Origin of the sequence: Streptomyces sp. NPDC017890, assembly GCF_044328675.1 — a bacterium.
GTDB lineage: Bacteria > Actinomycetota > Actinomycetes > Streptomycetales > Streptomycetaceae > Streptomyces.
Genome location: NZ_JBIRHU010000015.1, coordinates 122,943 through 148,428, shown reverse-complemented (window position 1 = coordinate 148,428; position 25,486 = coordinate 122,943). Strand labels below are relative to the sequence as shown.

17 protein-coding genes and 3 tRNA genes are annotated in these 25,486 nt (G+C 72.6%); 11 read left to right on the top strand and 9 right to left on the bottom strand.

The window, feature by feature from the left end; genetic code table 11:
- Positions 1-181: 181 nt before the first annotated feature.
- Positions 182-1,684: an aminopeptidase P family protein gene (locus ACH4F2_RS21020; protein WP_398134218.1), complete on the bottom strand. Its 1,503-nt coding sequence runs from the start codon at positions 1,682-1,684 to the stop codon at positions 182-184.
- Positions 1,685-1,941: 257 nt separating this feature from the next.
- Complete coding sequence (locus ACH4F2_RS21015; RefSeq protein WP_398134217.1) at positions 1,942-3,375, bottom strand: PP2C family protein-serine/threonine phosphatase; 1,434 nt, start codon at positions 3,373-3,375, stop codon at positions 1,942-1,944.
- Between the two features lie 667 nt (positions 3,376-4,042).
- On the opposite strand from ACH4F2_RS21015, the gene ACH4F2_RS21010 reads away from it, so the two are divergent.
- Positions 4,043-4,708, top strand: coding sequence for a bifunctional DNA primase/polymerase (locus ACH4F2_RS21010; protein ID WP_398134216.1), 666 nt, complete (start codon positions 4,043-4,045; stop codon positions 4,706-4,708).
- 1,186 nt (positions 4,709-5,894) lie between these two features.
- Here the strand turns inward: ACH4F2_RS21010 and ACH4F2_RS21005 are convergent.
- From ACH4F2_RS21005 to ACH4F2_RS20995, 3 genes are all read right to left on the bottom strand, one after another.
- Complete coding sequence (locus ACH4F2_RS21005) at positions 5,895-6,884, bottom strand: DUF5926 family protein (protein WP_398134215.1); 990 nt, start codon at positions 6,882-6,884, stop codon at positions 5,895-5,897.
- 257 nt (positions 6,885-7,141) lie between these two features.
- Positions 7,142-7,780 (bottom strand): ATP-binding protein, encoded by a 639-nt coding sequence (locus tag ACH4F2_RS21000; protein WP_398134214.1) that lies wholly within the window; start codon positions 7,778-7,780, stop codon positions 7,142-7,144.
- A gap of 128 nt (positions 7,781-7,908) precedes the next feature.
- Complete coding sequence (locus ACH4F2_RS20995) at positions 7,909-8,736, bottom strand: glycerophosphodiester phosphodiesterase (RefSeq protein WP_398134213.1); 828 nt, start codon at positions 8,734-8,736, stop codon at positions 7,909-7,911.
- 261 nt (positions 8,737-8,997) lie between these two features.
- On the opposite strand from ACH4F2_RS20995, the gene ACH4F2_RS20990 reads away from it, so the two are divergent.
- The 5 genes from ACH4F2_RS20990 (at position 8,998) to ACH4F2_RS20970 (ending at position 13,557) form a co-directional block, all read left to right on the top strand.
- Positions 8,998-10,566 (top strand): S1C family serine protease, encoded by a 1,569-nt coding sequence (locus ACH4F2_RS20990; RefSeq protein WP_398134212.1) that lies wholly within the window; start codon positions 8,998-9,000, stop codon positions 10,564-10,566.
- A gap of 142 nt (positions 10,567-10,708) precedes the next feature.
- Positions 10,709-11,581 (top strand): GNAT family N-acetyltransferase, encoded by an 873-nt coding sequence (locus ACH4F2_RS20985; RefSeq protein ID WP_398134211.1) that lies wholly within the window; start codon positions 10,709-10,711, stop codon positions 11,579-11,581.
- Positions 11,582-11,757: 176 nt separating this feature from the next.
- Positions 11,758-11,842: transfer RNA gene (locus ACH4F2_RS20980), tRNA-Ser, on the top strand.
- Positions 11,843-11,998: 156 nt separating this feature from the next.
- Positions 11,999-12,406, top strand: coding sequence for a hypothetical protein (locus ACH4F2_RS20975; RefSeq protein ID WP_398134210.1), 408 nt, complete (start codon positions 11,999-12,001; stop codon positions 12,404-12,406).
- A gap of 56 nt (positions 12,407-12,462) precedes the next feature.
- Entirely contained in the window at positions 12,463-13,557 is a 1,095-nt protein-coding gene (locus tag ACH4F2_RS20970; RefSeq protein WP_398134209.1) for a DUF4232 domain-containing protein, read from the top strand.
- 37 nt (positions 13,558-13,594) lie between these two features.
- Here ACH4F2_RS20970 and ACH4F2_RS20965 read toward each other — a convergent pair whose 3' ends face one another.
- A complete protein-coding gene (locus ACH4F2_RS20965) occupies positions 13,595-14,461 on the bottom strand; it encodes a bifunctional DNA primase/polymerase (RefSeq protein ID WP_398134208.1) in 867 nt (288 codons plus the stop codon).
- A 395-nt stretch (positions 14,462-14,856) separates the two neighbouring features.
- Between ACH4F2_RS20965 and ACH4F2_RS20960 the strand changes: the two genes are divergently transcribed.
- The 3 genes from ACH4F2_RS20960 (at position 14,857) to ACH4F2_RS20950 (ending at position 18,002) form a co-directional block, all read left to right on the top strand.
- Positions 14,857-15,180, top strand: coding sequence for a hypothetical protein (locus ACH4F2_RS20960; protein ID WP_398134207.1), 324 nt, complete (start codon positions 14,857-14,859; stop codon positions 15,178-15,180).
- Positions 15,181-15,579: 399 nt separating this feature from the next.
- Positions 15,580-16,185: a SigE family RNA polymerase sigma factor gene (locus ACH4F2_RS20955; protein ID WP_398134206.1), complete on the top strand. Its 606-nt coding sequence runs from the start codon at positions 15,580-15,582 to the stop codon at positions 16,183-16,185.
- Between the two features lie 140 nt (positions 16,186-16,325).
- Positions 16,326-18,002 (top strand): long-chain fatty acid--CoA ligase, encoded by a 1,677-nt coding sequence (locus tag ACH4F2_RS20950; RefSeq protein WP_398134205.1) that lies wholly within the window; start codon positions 16,326-16,328, stop codon positions 18,000-18,002.
- A 299-nt stretch (positions 18,003-18,301) separates the two neighbouring features.
- Here the strand turns inward: ACH4F2_RS20950 and ACH4F2_RS20945 are convergent, their stop codons facing one another.
- Positions 18,302-22,600: a PAS domain-containing protein gene (locus tag ACH4F2_RS20945; RefSeq protein WP_398134204.1), complete on the bottom strand. Its 4,299-nt coding sequence runs from the start codon at positions 22,598-22,600 to the stop codon at positions 18,302-18,304.
- Positions 22,601-22,814: 214 nt separating this feature from the next.
- On the bottom strand, positions 22,815-23,264 hold the full coding sequence (locus ACH4F2_RS20940; RefSeq protein WP_398134203.1) for an SSI family serine proteinase inhibitor: 450 nt from the start codon (positions 23,262-23,264) through the stop codon (positions 22,815-22,817).
- Between the two features lie 169 nt (positions 23,265-23,433).
- On the opposite strand from ACH4F2_RS20940, the gene ACH4F2_RS20935 reads away from it, so the two are divergent.
- Both ACH4F2_RS20935 and ACH4F2_RS20930 read left to right on the top strand, forming a co-directional pair.
- Positions 23,434-23,524: transfer RNA gene (locus ACH4F2_RS20935), tRNA-Ser, on the top strand.
- 192 nt (positions 23,525-23,716) lie between these two features.
- Positions 23,717-23,789 (top strand) — tRNA-Arg (locus ACH4F2_RS20930).
- A gap of 138 nt (positions 23,790-23,927) precedes the next feature.
- On the opposite strand, the gene ACH4F2_RS20925 is transcribed toward ACH4F2_RS20930, so the two are convergent.
- Entirely contained in the window at positions 23,928-25,229 is a 1,302-nt protein-coding gene (locus ACH4F2_RS20925; protein ID WP_398134202.1) for a hypothetical protein, read from the bottom strand.
- Positions 25,230-25,486: the final 257 nt, after the last annotated feature.

The following is a 25,486-nucleotide window of genomic DNA, read 5'->3' as shown; positions in this document are numbered from 1 at the left end:
TGCCCCCTTCCCGGCCTTCGGCCCAAGACGCAGGTCCACACCGGTGCCGGACCAGAAGTCGTCCGCGAAATGCCTCCCCTGGACGACCGGGCGCGTCACGGACCCGGGGAGGTCTTCCGCAGGCCCGGACACGTCGATGGCCGGGTACCCCGCGCGGTACCCGGCCATCGAACCGCGAGGATCAGCCCTTCAGCGCGGCCATCCACTCCTCGACCTCGTCGGAGTGGCGCGGCAGTCCGGCGGACAGGTTCCGGTTGCCGTCGGCGGTGACGAGGATGTCGTCCTCGATACGCACGCCGATGCCCCGGTACTCCTCGGGCACGGTCAGGTCGTCGGCCTGGAAGTACAGGCCGGGCTCGACGGTGAGCACCATGCCGGGCTCCAGCGTGCCGTCGACGTAGGACTCCACGCGCGCGGCGGCGCAGTCGTGGACGTCCATGCCGAGCATGTGGCCGGTGCCGTGCAGTGTCCAGCGGCGCTGCAGGCCGAGCTCCAGCACCCGCTCGACGGGGCCCTCGACCAGGCCCCACTCGACGAGCCGCTCGGCCAGCACGCGCTGGGACGCGTCGTGGAAGTCGCGGTACTTGGCGCCCGGCTCCACCGCCGCGATGCCGGCCTCCTGGGCGTCGTACACGGCGTCGTAGATCTTCTTCTGCAGCTCGCTGTAGCGGCCGTTGATCGGCAGCGTGCGCGTGACGTCGGCGGTGTAGTACGTGTGCGTCTCCACGCCCGCGTCGAGCAGCAGCAGGTCGCCGGAGCGGACCGAGCCGTCGTTGCGCACCCAGTGCAGGGTGCAGGCGTGCGGGCCGGCGGCGCAGATGGAGCCGTAGCCGACGTCGTTGCCCTCCACGCGCGCGCGGAGGAAGAAGGTGCCCTCGATGTAGCGCTCGCTCGTCGCCTCGGCCCGGTCGAGGACCTTCACGACGTCCTCGAAGCCGCGCACGGTGGAGTCGACGGCCTTCTGCAGTTCGCCGATCTCGAACTCGTCCTTGACCAGGCGGGCCTCGGAGAGGAAGACGCGGAGTTCCTCGTCGCGCTCGGCGGTGACCTTGTCGGTCAGGGCCGCCTCGATGCCGGCGTCGAAGCCGCGCACGACGCGCACCGGGCCGGTGGCCTCGCGCAGGCTTCCGGCCAGCTCGCGGACGTCGGAGGCGGGGATGCCGTACCGCTTCTCGGCCTCGGTGAGGGAGTGGCGGCGGCCGACCCACAGCTCGCCCTGGCCGTCGAGCCAGAACTCGCCGTTCTCACGGTCGGAGCGCGGCAGGAGGTAGATCGTCGCGGTGTGGCCGGCGTCCTCGGGCTCCATGACCAGGACGCCGTCCTCGGTCTGGTTGCCGGTCAGGTAGGCGTACTCGACGGAGGCGCGGAAGGCGTACTCCGTGTCGTTGGAGCGGGTCTTCAGGTTGCCCGCGGGGATCACCAGGCGCTCGCCCGGGAAGCGGGCGGAAAGGGCGGCGCGGCGGGCAGCGGTCTCGGCGGCCTGGGGGATCGGCTCCAGGTCGCGCAGCTCCGTGTCGGCCCAGCCGGACTTCATGTTCTCGGCCAGCTCGTCGGACACGCCGGGGTACAGGCCGTTCTTGCGCTGCTTGATCGGCTCCTCGCCCGCCGCGTCGGCGGCATCCTCAAGCACAGCTTCCGGGTGCTCCGAGATCTCCGGGTTCTCCGGGGTGAGCTCCTCCGCCACGGTCATCCTCCTTGATACGGCACTGGACCACCCCCCATCGTACGGTCGTACGGAAGGGGGCCCAGGGCCGAAGGGCCTGTTACATGGAGGCGCTACCGTCCGTTATGCGTGACGTGCGGGGTGTCAGTGCCCCGCTATCCGGACCGTGCCCTCTTTCGGGACCGTGCCTTCTTTCGGGACCGTGGCCTCTGTCCGGGCCTGCCTCTGCCCGCTGCCCGGGCCTGTCCGTGCCCTCTGCCCGGGCCTGCCCGTGCCCGCTATTCGAACCGGACGGCCAGCAGGACGACGTCCTCCTCGGAGTCCGCGTCGGCCTTCCCGTCCGGCAGCACCGTGCGCAGGACGTGGTCCGCGACGGCGCCCGGGTCGTGGCGCTTGCCCCGGGGCACGCCGGCCGCCGCCGCGTGCAGCCGGGCGAAGGCGCGGTCGGCCGGGTCGCCGGTGCGGTGCAGCAGTCCGTCGGTGTAAAGCAGCACCGTCTCCCCGGGTTCGGCCTGGAGTTCCACGCTCGGTGCCTCCCAGCAGGCGAGCATGCCGAGCGGCGCGGAGACGGAGGTCTCGACGAACTCCGTGCGCCGCTCTCCGATCAGCAGCGGCGGGCTGTGTCCGGCGCCGGCCAGGGTGATCCGGCGCAGTGCCGGTTCGCAGTAGCCGAACAGGGCGGTGGCCGAGCGGGCGGGCTCGGTGAGGCGCAGCAGCAGCTCCAGGTCGGACAGGACCGCGACCGGGTCCTCACCCTCCATCACGGAGTAGGCGCGGAGCGAGGCGCGCAGCCGCCCCATCGCGGCGACCGCGCTCGGCCCGGATCCGGTGACGGACCCGACGGCGAGTCCGAGCGCGGCGTCCGGCAGCGGCAGTGCGTCGTACCAGTCGCCGCCGCCGAGCGGGCCGGTGCGGTGCCGGGCGGCGAGCTGGACGCCGGGCACCCGCGGCAGGCGGGAGGGGAGCAGCTCCTCGGCCATCGTCGCCATGCGTGCGCGCGTGCGTTCGACCTCCAGGAGGCGGGCCAGATGCTGGCCGGCGTACCGGGTGTAGAGGCCGGCGAGGTGGCGTTGCCGCTCACCCGGCTGGGCGGGCTCGTCGTAGAGCCATACGGCGGCTCCCAGGCGCCCGGTGCGTTCGGCGGACAGGGGGAGCGCGTAGCTGGCGGCGTAGCCGAGGCGGGCGGCGACCTCGCGGTGGCGTGGGTCGAGGCCCTTCTCGCCGAACAGGTCGGGCTCGGCGATCCCGCCCTCACCGACCGGCAGACCGTCCAGAATTCGCCCGTGGGGCAGGGAACTTCGCGGGACGGTCTCGATGTGGCCGAGGTCGGCGCGGGCCAGCCCGAGGCCGACGGTGGTGTCCGGGCCGAGTCCGTCGGCCGGTTCCAGTGCGACGAGACCGCGCCGGGCGCCCACCAGGGCGGCTCCGGCGCGCAGTACTTCCTGGAGGCCCGCGGAGAGGGAGTCCGTACGGACCAGACGCTCGGTCAGCTCGTGCAGGGTCGTGAGGTCCGAGACCCAGCCGGCCAGCCGGTCCTGGAGCAGGTCATCGGGGGCGCGGGGTGTTGCCGAGACGTCCGTGGCGTCTGCGGTCTCCGTGGCGTTTGGGACGGTTGCCGGAGAGGTACCCGGTGCGACGGACGCGACAGTGTGTGCGGGAGACGGAACCGTTGAATCGAATCCGGCCACTTTCGCAGGGTGCGGGGTGTTCATGGCGCCCGGCCTTCCGACCGGCAGTTACTGCTCAAAAGCATCGCGAACCCCCATGTCATTCTGCGCCGCTAGCAGTGTCTCCACATGTACACGCACTCGTAAGGAGATGTCCAGCATTGTCCTGCTGGGATTACTGGTGTCCGCGGGGCGCGAGTAGCCTTCTTCGTGACCCCTTGCGGAAAAGCGAATTTGACTTGAAACTGCCCTACAGGACGCCTTGTTGCGGTCGACTGGGGGTGCTTTACGGAGCGTCACAGCGATCGTGATGGGTACGTACTCGGGGAAGGGCAGGGGTGGCTGGGGGCCACCCGGAACCTGGCAACGGACCCGGGCGTCCTATCCACCGACGACCGTGCCCCATCCTCCCGTGGCGGAGGCGGAGAGAAGAACGCGGGACGGCGAAACGCCAGACTTCGCCACCCCCGTGCCACGCCCGTGCTTTTGATGGACGCAGTGTGGACGGGACCGCCGCGGACGCAGTCAGTGCTCGGCCCGCAGGGGTTTCCCTTGCCCCTGGCAGTGACGCCCTCGGCAGTGATGCCTTCGGCGGAGGGATGCCTCCGGCAGGGGTGTGATGCGCCACCAGCTACGCACAGCGAAGAGATCGACACATGGTGTGATGTGACCACGGTGTTGCCAGGCGTGCAACGGAAAGGAACGAGCGCTCATGCGCGAGATCCTCGGAAGGCGACGCAGGCTCTTGTCCCAGCACGACGACGGGCGGCCTGAGCTGATCGGCGCGGCCCTGACCTACGCGACACAATGGCAGTGGCCCGTTCTCCCGGGCGTGGCGGCGGACCCGCGGGCGCGGTCGCGCTGCGGCTGCCCCGATGCCGAGTGCACGGTGCCCGGCGCGCATCCCTTCGACCCGGGGCTCCTCGCGGCCACCACCGACGCGCGAATGGTGCGTTGGTGGTGGACCAACCGGCCCACCGCGCCGATCATTCTGGCCACCGGGGGCAGCGCCCCGTGCGCCGTCTCCCTGCCCGCCCTGCCGGCCGCCCACGCCCTGGCCGCGCTCGACCGTGCCGGACTGCGGCTCGGTCCGGTCGTCGCCTCGCCCACCCGCTGGTCACTGCTGGTCAAGCCGTACTCCATGGAGCAGCTGGGCGAGCTGCTTTACGCCAAGGACTTCGTCCCCGGCTCCCTGCGCTTCCACGGCGAGGGCGGCTACCTCGCGCTGCCCGAGTCCGAGACCGGCGCGGGCACCGTCCACTGGGAGCGCGCACCGCTGCCCGGCTCCGCCTCGCCCTGGGTTCCCGACGTGGAGGCCGTGGTGGACGCGGTGGTCGACGCCCTCACTCGTACGGGTGTGAGTGCGCCCGAGTTGTAGGGGTGCCCGGCGCGCGCGGGAGTCCGCGCCCGCTCGTGGTCGTTATCGTCCGCCCCATGTCGCTTCATGCTGGCAAGCACCGCGCCGCCGGACCGGAACGTGCGGGAGGACCGCGCCGCGCAGAGCCGCGCGCAGAGCCGCGCCGCGCAGAACCTCGCCACGGGCGGCCGGACCGTCGGCGAGCCCGCCTGTACGGGCTCGCCGGTGTCGTGGTGTGTGCGGTCGTGCTGCCGTTCACCGCGGCGTCCGCGGGGCCCCCGGGCGGCAGGGGGGAAGAAGCGCCGGTCATCCGTATCCTCTCGCGGGGCGGAGACGGCAAGGCCCCCGGGGAGGCGGCCGGTCACGCCCCGGCCACGGCTGCTCCCACCCGTTCCCCGCTGCCCCATGGCGCGGCCACCGCCGTGCGCTGCGGCCCCGAGATCACCTCGCCCGAGGGGGTCGAGGCGCAGACCTGCGTCGTGGCTCGGGGGACGGAGACCTGGGCGCGGACCTACTACCGCAACGCGACCGGTCGCCCGCTCGAATCGGTGCTGATCCTCATGGGGCCCGACGGGCGCAGCGTGCGGACGCGCTGCTCGGTGGGTGCCGATGACGCGCCGGGCACCTGCGAGACGCCCAGGGAGCGAATCCGGGGCGGGGGGCCCGCGGCGTACACCGCGATCGCGGAGTTCGCGGGCCGGGCCGGCCACGGGCCGCTGCTGCTGCGCGCCGGCAGCAACCGTGACGACGGGAGGAGCCGTGACGACGGGAGGAGCCGTGACGACGGGAGGAGCCGTGACGACGGGAGGAGCCACGATGGCGGGAGGAGCCACGATGGCGGGAGCAACCGCAGTGACGGGATCGTTGGCCCCCATGGTCCCGTCGGCCCTGTCGGTCTCGTCGGGGACACCGGGAGCAGCGGAGGCGTGATGGGCAACTCGCCTGCGGAAACGGGGAGTTGACGAGCGACTGCGGTGCGTGTGCGACCGGGCGCATGGAAAGACCCGGTTGCTGGCGACGGGGGATGCACCAGCAACCGGGCTACTCGAACGGTAACAAGAGATCGGCGGTAAGCAAATTCGATCTCGTGTTTTCCGGTCACCGATTGGACTGTCTCCGCCAGGAGTTGTGACCGGAGTCACGCGGTCCCGGACCGGAGGCCCGGCTGGCCGGTCGGTCAGCCGGGGTGGCCATCGACGGCCGTGTGTCAGCTGAGGGTGACCTGCCGGTTGGTCAAGCCGCCGCGTGCCCGGCGCTCGTCCGGGGTGAGCGGGGCGTCCGTGGCCAGGGCCTCGGCGAGGCGCTCGGCGAACTCGGCCGCCGGCTTCTCGATGTCCTGGGCGGTGACCCCGCTCGGCAGGTCCCACACCGGGACGGTGAGCCCGTGCGCGCGGAAGGAACCGACGAGGCGGGTGCCCTCGCCGAGGGACGACCGGCCCGCTGCGTGCAGCCGGGCGAGAGCGTCCAGAAGCCGCTCCTCCTCGTGCGGCATGACCCAGCGCAGGTGGTTCTTCTCCGGCGTCTCGCACCAGTAGGCGGCGTCCACGCCCTGGAGCCGGACGGTCGGGATGGCCGCGGCGTTGGCCCGCTCCAGGGAGGCGGTCACCTCCGGCGTGGCGTTCTCCGGGTCCGGGACCCAGAACTCGAAGCCCGAGTGCACCGCCGGCTCGAACGTCGTCCCGGAGGCGAGCAGGTCCTGCAGACGCGGACCGTCGGCCGGGGCGCGGCGGCCCTGTACAGGGGTGCCCGGGGCGGCGGTCAGCGCCCGCTGGAGGGTGTCGGCGAGGTCGCGGCTGATGTCGCCCGAGGCCGTGTCGTTCTGCAGGCCGAGCAGGACCGAGCCGTCGTCGCGACGCAGGGCGGGCCAAGCCATCGGCAGCACCGTGGCAAGTGTGACGGACGGGACGCCGTCGGGCAGGCCGTCCTTGAGGAGCAGCTCGACCGTGGCCGCCGGCACCAGCTCGCGCAGGGCCACCCAGTCGCACTCGCCGGGCAGTCCTTCGAACGGGCGCTGCACCAGTGCGGTCGTGGCCTGTGCGGCGGCCCGGCCGTGGCAGGCCTTGTACCGGCGGCCGCTGCCGCAGGGGCAGGGCTCGCGGGCACCGACGACCGGGAAGTTGCCGTCAGCGTCTGCGGCGCGGGCACCGTCGGTGAGCTGCGGGCGCTTGGCCTTCGTCTGGGGGCGCTTCTTGGCCATCGTGGGTGTCTCCCGGTTGTGGCTCATCTCGTACGGGCGCGAGCCTAGCCGTTCCCACCCCGGCCGACGGGCCCCTGTGCACAACGGACCACCTGTGGACAACTCGCCCCGGCTTCCACCGGGCGCCCACCGGCTCCTCCCGGGCTCCCGCTGGGTTCCCCTGGGCGTCCACCGGCTCCTCCCGATTTCCCCCGCCTTCCCCTCGGCCCCCGGCTTCCCCCGGCTGCCCCTGGCTCCCTTGCATGCCCGTTGTCGGGTCAGCCCAGGTCGTCGAAGGCGTCCGCGAAGTCCAGGCCGGGGATCTCCGACACCGCCGGTGCCGTGATCCGGGTGGCGAAGTCGTCGCGGCGGTGCCCGGCGTCCGGGTCGTGCACGTCGTCGTGGACGACGACCCAGACCGTGACCTCACCGCGGATGCCGTCCCGTACGCCCCAGTCGTCGGCGAGCGCGGAGATGATGTTCAGCCCGCGGCCTCCGTGCGCGGTGACCGAAGGGGTCGCCGGGGCCGGGCGGGTCGGGCCGCCGCCGTCCGTGACCTCCACGACCAGCCGGCCGCCCGCGTCCACCTGCCACGCGGCGCGGACGTCGCCGTCTCCCGCCAGGGCGTCGCCCAGCGGACGGCCGTGCTTGCACGCGTTGCTCAACAGTTCGGAAAGGACCAGTACGGCGTCGTCGATGACCGCTTCCGCCACGCCGCCGCCGCGCAGCTGATCACGCATGCGGTGCCTTGCTTTCCCCACGCCCGCAGGGCCATGGGGCACGGCCATGCTCGACGACGTGGGCACCTCCTGTGCCACCACCAACGCCACCCCCGAGACCTCCTTCGCCCCACGCCACGGTGTGGATGCCCCATCGACCTGAGCCGGAAACCGGCCGGTCCCCGCCCAGTGACGCATTCGACATCGGCGGACACGCACCGAACGCGCCGGGGCACTCCCTGTAATCACATGGCTGGATCTCATCGGTGCGGCCGGGACCGGAGCGTGCGGCACAGCGCCCGCCGGGATGAAGGTTCCCGGACGAATCAGCGACCCAGGTGGTCCAGTACCGCGCGCGGCCGGTTGGTGATGATGGCGTCCACGCCCAGGCCGGCGCAGAGGTCCACGTCCTCGGCCTCGTTCACCGTCCACACGTGCACCTGGTGACCGGCCCGCTTCAGGCGCTCGATGTAGGCGGGGTGGTTGCGGACGATCCGGATCGAAGGGCCTGCGATCCGGACACCCGCGGGCAGCCGTCCGTCGCGCAGTCGGGGCGAGACGAACTGCATCAGGTAGACCGTCGGCAGGGCCGGCGACGCTGCCCGCACCCGGTGCAGCGAGCGGGCCGAGAAACTCATCACACGCACCGGAGAGTCGGCGGGCGAGGCCGGTGCGTCGAGTCCGAACCGCTTCAGGAGCACCAGCAGCCGCTCCTCCACCTGCCCCGCCCAGCGTGTGGGGTGCTTGGTCTCGATGGCCAGCTCCACCCGCCGCCCCGCGTCGGAAACCAGTTGGAGCAGTCGCTCCAGGGTCAGGACCGAGGTCTCCTCCCGGTCCTCGGGCCGGTGCTCCCAGTCCGGCTGCTCGTCGCGCGTCCGCCAGAACTCCCGGGTCCTGCGGGCGCCGAAGTCCAGCGCGGCCAGATCGGCCAGCTCCAGCGCCGACACCGCGCCGCGGCCGTTGGACGTACGGTTGACGCGCCAGTCGTGGACGCAGACGAGATGGCCGTCGGCGGTCAGGCGCACATCGCACTCGAGGGCGTCCGCCCCGTCCTCGATCGCCTTCCGGTAGGCGGCCAGGGTGTGCTCGGGTGCCTCCTCGGAGGCTCCCCGGTGGGCGACGACCTGAATCCGGTGCTGTCGTGCGTGGGTCACCGCGTCATGGTGCCACCGCGCGCGGGTAGAAGTGCCCTCGGAGTCATCGATGGCAGGTCCGTTTAGTCTTGGATGACCCATGTAAAGGTCGATCGTGGACCCACAGCAACCGCTTATGGTGCTCTGACGGCCCGTGGGAAAAGCTGATGGCATACGAAAACACCGCACATCTGCGTCGCGTCCGACCGTGGAGCAGCGCGTGAGCGTGGCTGGGCGCGCGCAGTGTGACCGAGAAACAGCCGTGGAACGAGGAGAGAAGCTGTGAGCACCGAGAACGAGGGCACCGCGGTACCCCCGGCCCCGTCCGCGCCTCCCGTACCGGTGGAATCTCCCGCAACCTCCGCCCAGTCGGCCGCGCCGAGCCCGGACCGGGCGCCGTCCCACCCGCCCGCGCAGCCGCAACCGCACGACGGTTTCGGACAGGCTGCCGCCGCTCCCACCCACGCACCGCACCAAGCCGCCCCCCAGGACCCGGCCGTCTCCCCTGGCCCGGCGGCCGCTCACGGTGCGGGCGCCGCCCACGCGCAGGCTGATTCCCATGGTCCGGCCGCTCCCCACGATGCGGCCGCGCCTCAGGGGCACAACGCCCCCGACGCCTCCTGGCCGCCTCCCCCGCCGCCGGGCACCCCGGCGTACGGCGGGGGAGGCGGTGGCGGCTTCGGCGGCGGTGGCTGGGGCTCTTCGTACCAGCAGCCCCCCGCGCCGAAGGCGGGCCGTGGCCGTGGCGGTGTGGTGGCCGCGCTCCTGGTCGCCGCGCTGGTGGCCGGCGGTCTGGGCGGCGGCCTCGGCTACACCCTGGCCAAGAACAACGACGGGGCCGGTTCCACGACGGTCTCCGCCTCCGACACCGGCGGCTCCGTCAAGCGCGACGCGGGCACGGTCGCCGGTGTGGCCGCCAAGGCGCTGCCCAGTACGGTCACCATCCAGGCCGAGGGCAGCAACGGGGAGGGCGGCACCGGCACCGGGTTCGTCTTCGACAAACAGGGTCACATCGTCACCAACAATCACGTGGTGGCGGAGGCGGTCGACGGCGGCAAGCTCAGTGCGACCTTCCCCAACGGCAAGAAGTACGAAGCCGAGGTGGTCGGCCACGCCCAGGGCTACGACGTGGCGGTCATCAAGCTGAAGAACACCCCGTCGGACCTGCGGCCGCTGCCCCTCGGGGACTCCGAGAAGGTGGCCGTGGGCGACTCGACGATCGCCATCGGCGCCCCCTTCGGCCTGTCCAACACGGTGACCACCGGCATCATCAGCGCCAAGAACCGTCCCGTGGCCTCCAGCGACGGCAGCGCCGCCAGCAAGGCGTCCTACATGAGCGCCCTGCAGACCGACGCGTCGATCAACCCGGGCAACTCCGGCGGCCCGCTGCTGGACGCGCAGGGCAACGTCATCGGGATCAACTCCGCGATCCAGTCCACGAGCAACGGCGGCTTCGGCACCGGCCAGGCCGGCTCGATCGGCCTGGGCTTCGCCATCCCCATCAACCAGGCCGAGTTCGTCGCCAAGCAGTTGATCAAGACCGGCAAGCCGGTGTACGCGAAGATCGGCGCCTCCGTCTCGCTGGAGGAGACGACGGGCGGCGCCAAGCTCACCGAACAGGGCGTCAACGGTTCCGAGCCCGTCGAGCCGGGCGGTCCCGCCGCCGGCGCGGGCCTCAAGCCCGGCGACGTCATCACCAAGCTCGACGACCGGGTGATCGACAGCGGTCCGACCCTGATCGGCGAGATCTGGACCCACAAGCCCGGCGACAAGGTCACGGTCACCTACGAGCGCGGCGGCAAGGAGCGTACGACCGAGCTCACCCTCGGCTCCAAGACCGGCGACGACTGATCCACGCCTCCTCGCGCCGACCACTCGCTCCCCTGCCCCGTGCCGCCGATCACCTGCGGCGCGGGGCAGGCCGCGTGAGCGGCCGTCCGAGAAGAACCCGGGTGCGCGCCTGCAGCGCCCGCAGCATGGGAAACCATGAGGCATGCGACCGGATGGCTGGCACCTCACCGAAGACGTCCACGACTTCCTCGCCCGAGCCGGAGACTTCCTGCGCTCACGGCCCGGCCCGCACGTCATGCAGCTGACGTGGGCCGAGCGAGTGCGGGCGCGCGGGGCGGAGGCGTTCGGTACCGCAGCCCCCGTGTTCGGCGTACTGGAGCGAGCGGGTGAGGCCCGCGCCACCTTCTACCGCCTCCCGTCCCGTGGTTACGGCCTCTCCCCGCTCCCGCCCGAGCAGGCCGACTCCCTCGCCGCCCGTCTGGCCGCTCTCAGGCACTCCGTCCCCTCCGTCAGTGCGGACCACGGCACCGCCACGGCCTTCGCCGAGGCATGGCAGCGGCACACCGGGGCGACACCGAGACTCCGTGACACACGGCTCCGTCTGTACCGCCTCGGTGAGCTCGTCCCACCAGAGCCGCCGCCGGCGGGACGAGGCCGCGTCCTGGGCGACCAGGACCTCGAGCAAGTCATGTTCTGGTGCCGCGAGTTCGCCAGGGCTGTCGGGGAGAACGCCTCCATCGACGCCGACACGTGGGCCGATACCCGCTTCGCCGACAAGCGCTACACGCTCTGGGAGACCCCGGACGGCACTCCCGTCTCCATCGCGGGCATGAACCCGGTGATCGGCGGCCAGATCCAGGTGGACATCGTCTACACCCCCGCCCACCTGCGCGGTCGCGGCTACGCGGGCGCCGTGACAGCGGAGGTGAGCCGGGCCGCATTGGAAGCGGGCGCGAACGACGTCGTGCTGTTCGCGGACCTGTCCAACCCCACCAGCAACGCCCTCTACCAGCGTCTCGGCTATCGCACGCTGACCGACTGGGCGGCGTACGACTTCACGGACTGCGCACCGTAAGCCGGTCGGGAGCAGACCTCGCGGACGGGGCGGCCTGGCCTGTGGGCGGGCCGCTGACCGGAGCGGTGCCTCCGGGGGCCGGACGCGGGTCAGCGGACCCCGTGTGGACCACGAACCCCGCGCGAGGCCCCGGGCCGGTACGCTGTACCCGCTCCGTCCCTGGTGGGCGGGGCGCAGGTGGGTTGCCCGAGCGGCCTAAGGGAACGGTCTTGAAAACCGTCGTGGCGCGAGTCACCGTGGGTTCAAATCCCACACCCACCGCAGTGATTGACGGCCCCTGACCAGGCGTTACGGTCGGGGGCCGTCGTGCTGGTCGGGCGGGTGGTGTCTGCGGAGCGGTGTCCTCGTCCGCGTACCCGGACGGAGCTGAGTACGTGTGCTCTGGTCGGCCGTGGGGTGGGCCGGAACGCTCGGCGTATGGAACAACGACGAGTGAAGCCCGTGCCCCAGTTGGTGTCGGGCCTTGTACTGGCCGGGGTGACGTCGGCCTTGTGGGCCGCCTGGCTCGGGTGGGACCAGCAGCGTGATGTGCGTGCCGACGGTGCGACGACGGGGCCGTACGAGGCGTGGCAGGTGATCGGGCTCGTGCTGTCTCTGCTGGTGCCGGTGTGCTGGGCGGCGTCCCGGCGTTACTTCGTCGGTGCCGTGCTCGGTGTCACCGCCGGGGCGACCGTTTCCTCCTGCTACGACTGGTCGGACGACGCCAGCGGCCTCTTCGCGCTCGGAGTGGGGATGGTCATGGTGGGGAGCTTCGTGGCGACTGCCGCGCTCGCCGCCGTGATCGCCTCGGTGAAACGAGGAGGCGGGGCTGTGACAGGGCTGTGACCGGAAGTGTGGCTTCCGCCACGGTCCGCGTGGGGCCGGGCTGGTGGGGTGGGGCGATGCGCATTCCCCAGCTCCGCACGCCGCTCGCGGTCTCCGGTGCTCTCGTGGCCGGTCTCCTGCTCAGCGCCTGTGGCACCCAGACCGCCGCGTCCGGAGCGGGAGGGAAGGACGGGCCGGGGGACCGGTGCGAGGCGGGGGCGTCCGGTGCCGGCGGCAGCTACAGCGCCGGCAGCAGTGACAGCGCCGGCGGTCGTGCGGGGTCCGGGCGGGAACAGGACGCGGTACGGATCGTCGGAATGGTCGAACGGGACGGTGGGACCGGCGCCGGGCCCGGCGGCGGGGTGAGTGCCTCGCCCGGTGTCCGGGGGAGCGAGCGGCCCGGCGTGTCCGTCACGGCGGACAGTCTTCCGGGGCCGGCGGGGACGGACGGTGGGTCGCCGTGCGTCGTCGCGTACTCGGTGACCAACGAGGAGACCGAGCCCTTCACCTACACCATTACGTTCTCCCTGACGGACGACCAGGGAAGGGCGATGTCGAACGTCGAGGAGACGGTGGCGTCCGTCGGGGCGGGGCGGACCGTGCGGCGCACGCTGGAGGACGTCGGGTACCAGGGGGACCAGCGCCTGGACGCGGAGCACGTGCGGATCCTCGGCGTGAAGCGGGTGCCCGCCGACGAGGCGCCCGCCCCCGCCGGTTCCTGCCCGTCGTCCGGGCTGCGTCTCACCGCCGACAAGGGGGACGCGGCCATGGGGCTGCGTGTCGTGGGGCTGCATCTGGAGAACTGCGGCAGTCGCCCGTACTCCCTGGAGGGTTACCCGGTGCTGCAGTTGCTCGACGAGGACCTGGAACCGGTCGACGGGATCGACATCCTGCGCGGCACCGATGACATCCCCATGGCGGGAGAGGGGGACGAGCCGCCTCGGCCGGTGACGCTGCAGCCGGGTGAGTCCGCCGTGTCGGGTCTGGCGTGGCGCAACACCACGCAGTTCGGTGAGGCGGTGACCGTGCCCTACGTCAGGGTCCGGGCCGAGGACGGTTCCGCTCCCGTGGTGGTCGCGCCCGACCTCGACCTCGGCACCACGGGGAAGCTGGGCGTCCGGGCGTGGGAGAAGGACGAGACGGGGAGCCGGGGCGCGCGGCCCGCGTACTGAACCCGGGGGCGCGCGGCCTGCGTACGGGGGCGGGTGGTCAGGCACGGTGGCCCGTCATGCGGGCCGCGGACGCGATCGTCGCGCGGGCTTCGCGTTCGGTCAGGCCGGTGGTGAGGGCCGCCTCGGCCAGGGGTGCCACGAGGGCGGGGCCGATGCCGTCCTCGTAGGCGCGGCAGGCGGCCCAGAAAAGGCGGGTGTTGCGCTGGCCCTCGTGGGCGGCGAGGACGAACTGGACGAGCCCCCGGCCGTGCGCCCCGGCCGTGCCCAGGGCCGGCTGGTGTGCCCGGGGTGGCGGGAGCAGAAGGCGCAGGAGCGCGGGCGGGCAGGCCGCGGGTGCCAGGTGGGCCGTGCCGGGCGCGGCGGTGTACGCGCCGTGCCGGGTGCGGGAGCCGGGGCCGACCAGGTAGCCGCCGGCGCCTCGGACGTCGATGCCGGGGGCGAGGCGGCCGGCCGAGTTGGGGACGACGGCGTCGGGCGGGCCGCTCAGCCAGAGATGGCGGCCTCCGCTGGGGGTGAGGACGACGACCGTGGGCGGGATCGTGAACAGGTGGTGCAGGGCCAGCTCGCGCAGGGCCGTCGAGGAGTCCGTCTCCGGCTTGGTGTCCAGATCGACGCCGATCAGATGGTGCGGGGGCAGGCCGCAGGCGATGCCGTAGCCCGTGGCCCAGGGTGCGGCGGCGAAGAGTTCGCGGATGCGGGCCGGGTCGGTGGAGGCGTCGTAGACCCCGTGGCCGAAGCGGCCGCACTCGCCGTGGCAGGGGGCCGGTGCCGGGTCGTCGCGGTGGGGGGAGCGCAGGGCCGGGAGCTTCGTCCGGGACAGGGGGATGACGGACAGGCCGCGTTCGGCGGCTGAGAGGGCGTGTGCGAGGGCCAGCGTCGTGGCCTGCCGGTCGGTGGTGGCCATGACTCTATGGTCGTACGTGTGTTCGAGAAAGGGAAGAGTGCTTGTGCGCGACGCGCCGGGGAGGGGTGGTGGGCGGAAGAGGGTGCGGGAACGCTTCACCTCTTGGGGTGCTTGAGGTGCAGCTGTCCCTACTGCCCTGAGCTGAGGCGGAAGGGGAGTGAAGGGGTTTATCTACTTGTCATCACGCTTGAGGGCGAATCAGGGCTTCCAGGGTGGTTCGCCGGTGATCCGGTGGGCAATTCTGATCACGCGACGTCGTCACAGCGTCGAGGCGGTCGGCCAACTGCCTTGGCAAAACCATTGGTTCGGTTCTCCTCAGCTCTACTCAGCTCCACGTCACGTACTTCTCGCGTTGTCGGCTGGAAGCCGGTGCGCCCTGGTTCTGGAGGAACAACATGGCAAGCATCCGTACCGCCCGCGTCGTGGCCGCTGTCGCCGCCCTCCCGCTCGCCGCCGCCCTCTTCAGCGGCGTGGCGACGGCGGACAACGGCGCCTTCGCGGACGACGGATCGAACGCGACCGCCTCCGAGGCCTACGCGGGCATTCTCGGCAGCGGCGTGGGTGACGACAACAGCGGCAACTCGTCCACCACGCAGCAGCAGGCGGTCGGCTCGGGGGCCTCGAACCAGAACAACACCGCGCAGGTCGACGGCTCCGCGTTCACGGCGATCAATCAGGGCAACGAGAACGTGGCCGTCAGCTTCGCCCCGCTGTGGTGAGCTGAGGGGCCGGCGCGGATGCGCTCCCGCGCCGGTACCTGAGTCGCTGTGCGGGTGAGCTTCATGGGGTCGCAAGGCGTCTGGGCGGCGGTACTTCGGTACCGCCGCCCAGGCGTTTTCGCGTGCGCGCCTCCTGATGCGCGCCCCGCGCAACCACCGAGAGACCCCCGCGCTCCGGGGAGCCCCCAGGTCCCCCTCCGGGGGTCCCAGGTCTCCCTCCCGGGGAGCCCCCAGGGCCTTCTCCCGGGAAGAGCCCCCAGGGGTGAACCCGCAGTACCTCTCCTCTCCTCGTCCACCTACAGGAGGTGGAGTCGGCACCACCCCTACAACCTGAGGCGGATCCGGTTTCGGGACCTGCGGCCGATCCGCCGCCCGCCTCCTCGCTCATAGCGTTGAGTCATGACCGCACCTGTCTGCACCAGTGCTTCGAACGCCGCCTCGGCCAAGGCTTCGGCCATGGCCACAGCCAAGGTCCCCGCCATGGTCGCAGCGCGGACGCAGACCTTCCCGTATCCGTCGTTCTCGTCGTACGTGAGGGCCCGCCAGCCGGTGCTGCTGCGTACCGCCCGGTCGCTGACGGCGAACCCGAGCGACGCGGAGGACCTGCTGCAGACCGCGCTCGCGAAGACGTACGTAGCCTGGGAGCGCATCGAGGACCACCGCGCGCTGGACGGCTATGTGCGCCGGGCGCTGCTGAACACGCGGACGTCGCAGTGGCGCAAGCGCAAGGTCGACGAGTTCGCCTGCGACGAGCTGCCGGAGCCGGAGCCCGTGCCCGGTGGCGACGACCCGGCGGAGCGGCAGGCCCTGCACGACGCGATGTGGCGGGCGATCATGAAGCTGCCCGCCCGGCAGCGGGCGATGGTCGTCCTCAGGTACTACGAGGACCTCAGCGAGGCCCGGACGGCCGAAGTGCTCGGAGTTTCCGTGGGCACGGTCAAGTCGGCGGTGTCCCGGGCGCTCGGCAAGCTCCGCGACGACCCTGAGCTGGGGTTTGTTCGGTAGCGAGCCGGTCTGCCGGACCGTCGGCGGGCGCCCCCGCCGGCCACCCGCCGGACAACGCGCACTGATCGATCACCCGGGAGTAGTGACATACCACGCGGTATGTGCGCAGAATCAGCGCAACCCTTACCGCCGCGTAGGCAATGTCGCCCCGGGAGGACACCGTGCTGAGCACGATGCAGGACGTACCGCTGCTGATATCGAGGATCCTGACCCACGGGTCGACGATCCACGGCAGCTCCCAGGTGACCACCTGGACCGGTGAGGGCGAGCCGCACCGCCGCTCCTTCGCCGAGATCGGCGCCCGCGCCGCACAGCTGGCGCACGCCCTGCGCGAGGACCTCGCGGTCCGGGGCGACGAGCGTGTGGCGACGCTCGCCTGGAACAACGCCGAGCACGTCGAGGCCTACTTCGCGATCCCCTCCATGGGCGCGGTCCTCCACACCCTCAATCTCCGTCTCCCGCCGGAGCAGCTGGCCTGGATCGTGAACCACGCGGCCGACCGCGTCGTGATCGCCAACGGCTCGCTGCTCCCCCTGCTGGCCCCGCTGCTGCCGCATCTGAGGACGGTCGAGCACGTCATCGTCACCGGCCCGGGCGACCGCTCCCTGCTGGCCGGGGCGTCCGTCCAGGTGCACGAGTACGAGGACCTGATCGCCGGGAAGCCGACCACGTACGACTGGCCCGAGCTGGACGAGCGCGCCGCCGCCGCCATGTGCTACACCTCCGGCACCACCGGCGACCCCAAGGGCGTGGTCTACAGCCACCGCTCCATCTACCTGCACTCCATGCAGGTCAACATGGCCCAGTCGATGGGGCTGACCGACGAGGACACCTCGCTGGTCGTGGTCCCGCAGTTCCACGTCAACGCCTGGGGACTGCCGCACGCCACCTTCATGACCGGCGTCAACATGCTGATGCCGGACCGCTTCCTGCAGCCCGCGCCGCTCGCCGAGATGATCGAGAGCGAGAGGCCGACGCACGCCGCCGCCGTCCCCACCATCTGGCAGGGCCTGCTCGCCGAGCTGACCGCCAAGCCCAGGGACGTCTCCTCCCTCACCCAGGTCACCATCGGCGGCTCCGCCTGCCCGCCCTCCCTGATGGAGGCGTTCGACGCGCTCGGCATGCGGGTCTGCCACGCCTGGGGCATGACGGAGACCTCCCCGCTCGGCACCATCGCCCGCCCGCCGGCCCACGCGGTCGGCACCCCGGAGGAGTTCGCGTACCGCCTCACCCAGGGCCGGTTCCCGGCCGGTGTCGAGGCCCGGCTCACCGGCCCCGGCGGCGAGCGCCTCCCCTGGGACGGCGAGTCCGCCGGTGAGCTGGAGGTCCGCGGCAACTGGATCGCCGGCGCCTACTACAACGGCCCGGGCGCCGAGCCGCTGCGTCCCGCCGACAAGTTCAGCGAGGACGGCTGGCTGAAGACCGGCGACGTCGGCACCATCTCCCCGGACGGCTTCCTCACCCTCACCGACCGCGCCAAGGACGTCATCAAGTCCGGCGGCGAGTGGATCTCCTCCGTCGAGCTGGAGAACGCCCTGATGTCCCACCCGGACGTCGCCGAGGCCGCCGTGGTCGCCGTCCCCGACGACAAGTGGGGCGAGCGCCCGCTGGCCACCGTCGTCCTCAAGGAGGGGACGAGCGTCGGCTTCGAGGCCCTGCGCGCCTTCCTCGCCGAGGACGGCAAGATCGCCAAGTGGCAGCTCCCGGAACGCTGGACGGTCATCGAGTCGGTGCCGAAGACGAGCGTCGGCAAGTTCGACAAGAAGGTGCTGCGCAGGCAGTACGCCGACGGCGGGCTGGACGTCACCCGGCTCTGACCGCCGGCCCGAGCGCGCGTACGCCGGAACGCTTCATCGGCCCGAGCGCGCGTACGCCGCAACGCTCCGTCGGCCCGAGCGCGCGTACGCCGGAACGCTCCGTCGGCCCGAGCGCGCGTACGCCGGAACGCTTCATCGGCCCGAGCGCGCGTACGCCGGAACGCTTCATCGGCCCGAGCGCGCGTACGCCGGAACGCGCCTGTGCCGCAATGCCCGTACGCCGGGTGGGGAATCCGAGACCCGGGTTTCCCACCCGGCGTACGCGCGCGCGTGCTCACGGCCGGTGTGCGCTCGCAGCGTCAGTTGGTCCCGATCCGCGAGAGCAGCTCGACGATGCGGGACTGCACCTCGCCGCTGGTGGAACGCTCCGCCAGGAACAGCACGGTCTCGCCCGAGGCCAGCCGCGGCAGGTCGGCCTGGTCGACGGCGGCGGTGTAGACGACGAGCGGGGTGCGGTTGAGCTGCCCGTTCGCACGCAGCCAGTCGATGATCCCGGCGTGTCCACCCTGGTGCCGCTCGACCCGCAGCAGATCCATCACCACCAGGTTCGGCCGGAACTGCCCCGCCAGCGTCACCGCGTCGGCGTCGCTCGCCGCCCGCGCCACCTGCATCCCGCGCCGTTCCAGTGTCGCGGTCAGCGCCAGCGCGATCTCCGCGTGCTCCTCGATCAGCAGCACGCGCGGCGGGTGCTGTTCGCTGTCCCGGGGCGCGAGCGCCTTCAGCAGTACGGCGGGATCGGCGCCGTAGGCGGCATCGCGCGAGGCCTGTCCGAGCCCGGCCGTGACCAGTACCGGCACCTCGGCCGCCACGGCCGCCTGCCGCAGCGACTGCAGCGCGGTACGGGTGATCGGGCCGGTCAGAGGGTCCACGAACAGCGCGGCGGGGAACGCCGCGATCTGCGCGTCGACCTCCTCGCGCGAGTGCACGATCACCGGCCGGTAACCGCGGTCGCTGAGCGCCTGCTGCGTGGAGACGTCCGGCGCGGGCCACACCAGGAGCCGGCGCGGGTTGTCCAGCGGCTCCGGCGGCAGCTCGTCGTCCAGCGGCTGCGGACGCGGCGGGTCCGCCACCTCCACGGCTCCGCCGGGTCCGTCCAGTGGCTCGGGCCCCTCGGCGGCGTTCCTGTCCGGCGCCCCTATGGCGTACGACCGGCCGGCGCCCTCGGTGACCGGCGCACGCCGGGGCTGAGTGCCGGCCAGGGAGGGCGGCTGCTCCTGTCCCGGTGCGTCCGGCTGGGGCTGCGGCTGCTTCTTCGGCTGGGCGGCGGTGGGCGGCTGGTCGGTCGGCGGATGCGGACGGGCCGACGGTTCCGAGCGCGTCGCGGCCGGGTCGGGCGGCGTGCCCAGCTTGCGGCGCCGGCCCGAGCCGCCCGGCTGATGCGGGGCGGGTGTGGCCGACGGCTGGGGGGAGGCGGGCAGGGGGGAGGCGGGCAGGGCCGACGGCTGCTGCACCTGGACCGCCTGCCGGTTGAACGGCACGCCCTGGCCCAGGGTCCGCACGCTGATCGCCCGGCCCTGGGGCGAGTTCGGGTCGACGGGCGCGGACGCCTCGGCGGGCAGGGGCTGCGCCGCGCGGGAGGCGGGAGCGTTCTCCGGCGGCAGCGGGGTGCCCCGGCTCGGTGTGGTGGCGGGGACGCCCTGCCGGGGCGTCGGAACGTGAGGCGCGGCGGGCGTGGGCCCGTTGGTGCCGGGGGCAGCCGTCGGGGCGGGGCCGGTGACGCCGCCGGGCGGTACGGGGGCGCCGGCGCCGGGAGCGTCCTGGGCCGCGGCGGGCCACGGCTGCGGTGCGGGCTGCGCGGGGCCGGCAGGCGCGGGGGCGGGCGCCGGTGCGCCCTGGGCGGGTACGTCCGGACCGGCGGGGTTCTGCGGAGGCACGGGGGCTCCGGGCACCGGCAGCGGCACCGCTTCCTCGGCCCACGGACCGGCCCCGGCCCCGGCCCGGCGACGCCGACCCGTGGGCGCTTCGGCCGGGTGCGGCTGCGGCGGGGTGTGGTCGTCGGCCTGGTCGTGGGGTGCGGCGTCGTGCCGGCCGTCGTCGAGCAGGGGGCCGCCGGAAGCGGCCGGGCCGGGTGCCTGAAGGGTTTCCGTCGCCCCGTGCGACTCCCCGTGCGATTCCCCATGGGGATCCTCGTGCGGCTCCGCCCCGTCGGACGGCCGGTCCGTACCGGCGGGCGGCAGGGCGAACACCTGGCGCGGGGCCGCTTCCTGCGCGGCGGCACGCTCGTTCGCTGAGGCCAGGGCACGGCGCCGGCGTCCGGTCGGCTGCGACGCGTCGGACGGGTCCGCCTCGCCGGCCTGCGCGGGCAGCGCGGGGGGCAGCGCCTGCTGCTCGCCGGCGTCCCGCCGCGCACGCCGACCGCCGGGCGCGGGCATGCCCTGCGGCGGTACGGTGCCGCCGAGACCCGTGTTGGAGGCCGCGGCCCCTCCGCCGTGCTCTCCGGCCATGACGACGGCGCCCTCGGACACCCCGTCGGTCGCTCCCGGGGGCAGAGCCTGCACGGCGGCACCGGCGGCCTCCGCGGGCCGCCCGCGGCGACGCCCGGTACCGCCGGACCCCTCGCCCGGCGCCGCCTGCGCGGGAACCGGAAGCGGGACGGACGCCCGGGCCTCCTCCTGGGCGTGCTGGTCCCCTACGGCCTGAGCCTGGTCCGCTACGGCCTGCTCCTGAGCCTGGGCCGCACGCCGCCTGCGACGCCCGGTCGGTGCGGCACTCCCGCCCTCGGTACCGGCGAGGGTCCCGTCGGCGGCCTCGCCCGCCGCGCCCGCGACCTCGCTCTCCAGGAACGCGTCGACGGACGCCCGCCGGGCGCGCCGCCGCCCGCCACCGGGAGCCGGCTCCTGAACGGCGAGGGCGTTGCCCGCCCCCGGAGTCCCCGCGGCACCCGTTACGCCCTCGGCGGAGGGCTGGACCTGGGTCTGGGCCGCGACAGCCCCGGCCCCGCCACCGATCGGCACCTCCAGTACGTACGCGCTGCCGCTCATTCCCGGCACCTCGTGCGTCTGGAGCACGCCACCGTGCGCCCGGACGATTCCGCGCACGATCGGTTCGTGCACCGGGTCCCCTCCGGCGTACGGCCCGCGCACCTCGATGCGTACGACCTCGCCGCGCTGCGCCGCCGCGACGACGACGGTGTTGTCCAGGTAGCCGCCCGTCGCCGACACGGGCGAGTTGCCGGTGGCGTCGACGCCCGCCACGTCCGCGACGAGATGCGCGAGCGCGGTGGCCAGCAGCCGGGGGTCGACCTCGGCCTCGATGGGCGGCGCGTGCACGGCGAACTGCACCCGGCCCGGCCCGATCAGTTCCACGGCCCCGTCGACACCGGCGGCGACGACGGCGTCGAGCATCGCCTTCGTACGGGAGACGTTCTCGTTGCCGACGTCGAGGCGCTGGTAGCCGAGGACGTTGTCGATGAGCGTGGTGATGCGTGAGTAGCCGGCCGAGAGGTGGTGCAGCACCTGGTTGGCCTCGGGCCACAGCTGCCCGGCGTCGTCCGCGGCCAGCGCGGCGAGCTCCTGCCGCAGCTCGTCCAGGGGCCCGCGCAGGGAGTCCCCGAGGAGGGTGAGCAGCTGCTCGTGCCGGGCGGCGATCGCCTCGTAACGGTCCTTCTCCCGCTCGCCGAGCGCGGCGTAGCGGTCGGCGTCCGCGGCGGTCTCCTCCGCGTGCTTCTCCCGCAGCTCCTCCAGTTCACCCACGTGCCGCTGGCGCAGCGCGGTCAGCTCGGAGGCGTGCTCCTCGGCGAGCCGCTCCAGCTCCTCGGCGTGCCGCTGCTCCGCCTCCTCGTGCTCCTTGACCAGGGCGTCGTAGGGGCGCCGGTCGGTGAAGGTCATCACGGCGCCGACGAGCTGGTCCCCGTCGCGCACGGGCGCGGTCGTCAGGTCGACCGGCAACTGGTCGCCGCTCTTGGAGAACACCACCTGCCCCCGCACCCGGTGCTTGCGGCCCGAGCGCAGGGTGTCGGCGAGCGGGGACTCGTCGTACGGGAAGGGCGAGCCGTCGGCCCGCGAGTGCAGGATGAGGGTGTGCAGCTCACGGCCGCCGAGGTCGCTGGCCCGGTAGCCCAGGATCTGGGCGGCGGCCGGGTTGACGAGGACGATCCGCCCGTCGGTGTCGGTCCCCACGACGCCCTCGGACGCGGCCCGCAGGATCATCTCGGTCTGCCGCTGCGAGCGCGCCAGCTCGGCCTCGGTGTCGACGGTGCCGGAGAGGTCGCGGACGACGAGCATCAGAAGTTCGTCGCCGGCATAGCCGTAGTTGTCGTAGGCCTGCTGGCCGGTCTCCAGGTTGGCGCTGGTGACCTCGACCGGGAACTCGGTCCCGTCGGTGCGTCGGGCGATCATCCGCGTCGGCTTGGTGCGCGCCCGCGGATCGACGTGGTCCGGCCGCCGCATGGACCCGGGGATGAGCCGTGAGTCGAACTGCGGCAGCAGATCGAGCAGCCCCCGCCCGACCAGCGCTGTGCCCGGAGCCTCGAACGCCTCCAGGGCGATGGTGTTGGCGTTGACGACGGTGCCGTTGGCGTTGACCAGGACCAACGCGTCCGGCAGCGCGTCCAGTATGGCTGCGAGGCGAGCAGCGCCTCGGGATGGCCTGCTGCTCACGAGACGCTTCCCTCCTGTTACCGCACTTGCCGACCGCCTGGGCCATCTTGCCAATCGGCCCGCAGCGTGTCACGCGAGGGAGTCTAAGGGTTGGGGGCGGGCGGGCGGTGTGGGATGCGAGGGAGGTCGCACGAGAAAGTGAAGTAGAACGTGTGACCGGAGGTCCTGTGCGCCGCTTTCCGGCGCCGCACAGGACCGGCTGCGACAGCCTCGGCTACCTCACTTCCGGCAGCAGCGGCACCATGCGGTCCCAGCGGGAGACGCCGCAGCCGTCGCGGCGGTCGTACGTCGCGTCGACGGGGCGTCCGGCCCAGGTGCCCGTGATGTGCGCGGTGGCGGGGCCGCCGTACTGCATGGTGCAGATGCTGCCCTCCGGGACGGGAGCGAAGACGTCCTCCCCCCACCGCGTGTCGCGCTCGGCGACGGCGCAGGCGCCGTCCGGGTCGGGGTGGCTGCCGCCGTGGGGGTTGCAGAACAGCTCGTACGTGCCGTCCGCGTCCGCGCCGGCGTCCCGGACGGTGATCGTCAGGTGATCGAAGCCCGGCACCTCATGGCCGGCGGCGGCGGCCGGGTGCGCGGCGGACAGGGAGGCCAGGGTGGCGACGGACAGGGCGGCGGCGCCGAGTAGGCGGGCGGCGGCGGAGAAGCGGGTGACCTGGAACATGACCGGACTAACGCGCCGGGCCGCCGGACGTTGCGCGACTGGGCCGTAAGGGCTTTGCCCTGCGGGCCGCCCGCCTAGTACCGTAGGGGTCGATTGGTGACAGCGCGCTCAACTGTGTCATCATCGGCACGCGCCACTCGCGCTCGCACGCGAGATGGTGATGTTGTCTGGAGGCGTCGCCTAGTCCGGTCTATGGCGCCGCACTGCTAATGCGGTTTGGGTCTTAAAGCCCATCGAGGGTTCAAATCCCTCCGCCTCCGCACCGATCACCGAAGCCCCGGCCCCACACGGCCGGGGCTTCGGTGCTGTCCGAGGTCTTTGGGCTCGTTTCCGCAGGTCACAAGGGGTGCGGCTAACGGATTTCACATGACGGCGGCAGTCATGTAATGTTCTTCCTGTCGCCGCAAGCGGGCCGAAAGGAACGGGAGCGGCGGTAAAACTGAACAAGACAAGCACTCGTAGCTTAACGGATAGAGCATCTGACTACGGATCAGAAGGTTGCAGGTTCGAATCCTGCCGAGTGCACATCGACCAGAGGCCCCGTGGATCACTCCACGGGGCCTCTGACTTGTGCCTCGCGGCTGCCCTCACGGCTGTGAGAGCGAGAGGCCGCCAGGTCCGGGTGCACGGGACGGTGTCCCGGCCCGGGCGGCCTGCCTCGCGTCAGGCCTTCTGCGCGGCCTTGCGGCGGCGGACCGTGAAGACCGTGCCCGCGCCGAGTGCGACGGCGGCGGCACTCGCGAGGGCGAGCGGTGTCATCGCGGAGGACGTGCCGGTCTCGGCGAGGTTGCCGGTGGTGCCGGTGGTGCCGGTTCCGGTGGCCGGGGCCGGCTGCCGGGAGGCGCCGCCCTGTGCGGAGGGGCCCGTGCCGGGGGCTGTTGCGTCCGGCCGCTTGTCGTCGTCCTCGCCGGGCTGCCCGGGCTCGGCCTCGTCGACCGCACCGGGCTCGCTGCCCGCGGGCAGGAGCTCGAACTCGTAGCGCTTCATCGGGCCGAGGACGCAGGGCCTGTACGCGTCGGAGGCGTCACTGGCGAACAGGGCGAAGGCGTCGGTGGTCCGGGCGACGGAGTCGATCCTCATCGTCAGCTTCACGTCGCTTTGCCCGCCCGGCGCGAGGCGGCCGATGGGGGCGATGTGCTCGGGCTCGTTGCCGTTGAGGGTCTGCCAGCCGGACCCCGTGGACCACTTCACCTCAAGGGGGCTCTTCTCACCGCTGTGTTCGCCGGACACGTGGACGAACGCCAGGGGGTCCACGGCCAGGGTGCGCTCGGTGCCGTTGGTCACGCGCAGGGTGAAGGAGACGGTGGTTCCCGCGACGACCTCGGACGGCAGTCCCGTCACGAGCGACGTCAGGCCGTTCTCGCGGACGCATTTCCCGGCGGTCTCGAGTGCCTTTTCGGCGGCTTCCCTGGCCTTGTGCGCCGCGTCGAGGGCGTCCTTGATCCGGCCGTACTCACGGGTGGCCGCCACCCGGGCATCGATCAGCGCGGTGCCGGCCTTCTCGGCCGTGGCGTCGGCCTCCTGCTGTGCCCCGACCGCCGCGGCCAGACCGGTCTCGGCGGCTTCGAGGGTCTTGCGTGCCTCGGCCCTGTCGGCGTCGCTCTCGGCCGCTTCGAGCGCGGTCCCGGCGTCCGTGACGGCCTGCTCGGCAGTGGCCCTGGCATCCGCCGCGTCCTTCGCCGCCTTGTCGGCGGCGATCGTGGCCGCCTTGAGCGGGTGAGTATCGGAATCCAGGGCGTCCAGGGTGGCCTTGAGGTCCTTCAGCCCCTTCTCCTGGGCGGTGACGGCGTCCTCGTACGCCTTCGCCGCGTCGGCGGCGGCCTTCTCCAGCTCCGCGTACGTCGGCTGGTTCTGTGTCCGCGCCGCGGACGTCCCGGCGGCGATCGCCGGAGCGGTGGTGAACAGTGCGACGGGCGTGGACACCGCGACGGCGGCGGCCACGGCCAGGGAACGGCGAAGCTTCACGGAGAGCCTTACTCGGAGGAGAGAGCGGAAGGGGTACGGCCGCGGAAAGGTGTGTGCGGACAGCCCGAATTGCCGGGAGAGTTTATCGCCGAGGTGAGATAAAGATTTTCGGTTTATTGCGGCTCTCGCTTATTCCCGAATATTCCCGTCCGGATGAACCGGACGGGCGGGGATGGTTGTTCACCGGGGTCCGGCTTTTTCTGTGACGTAAGTCACGCGTCCTCATCGCCGGGGTTTCGCGGGGGAGTTGACGGCAG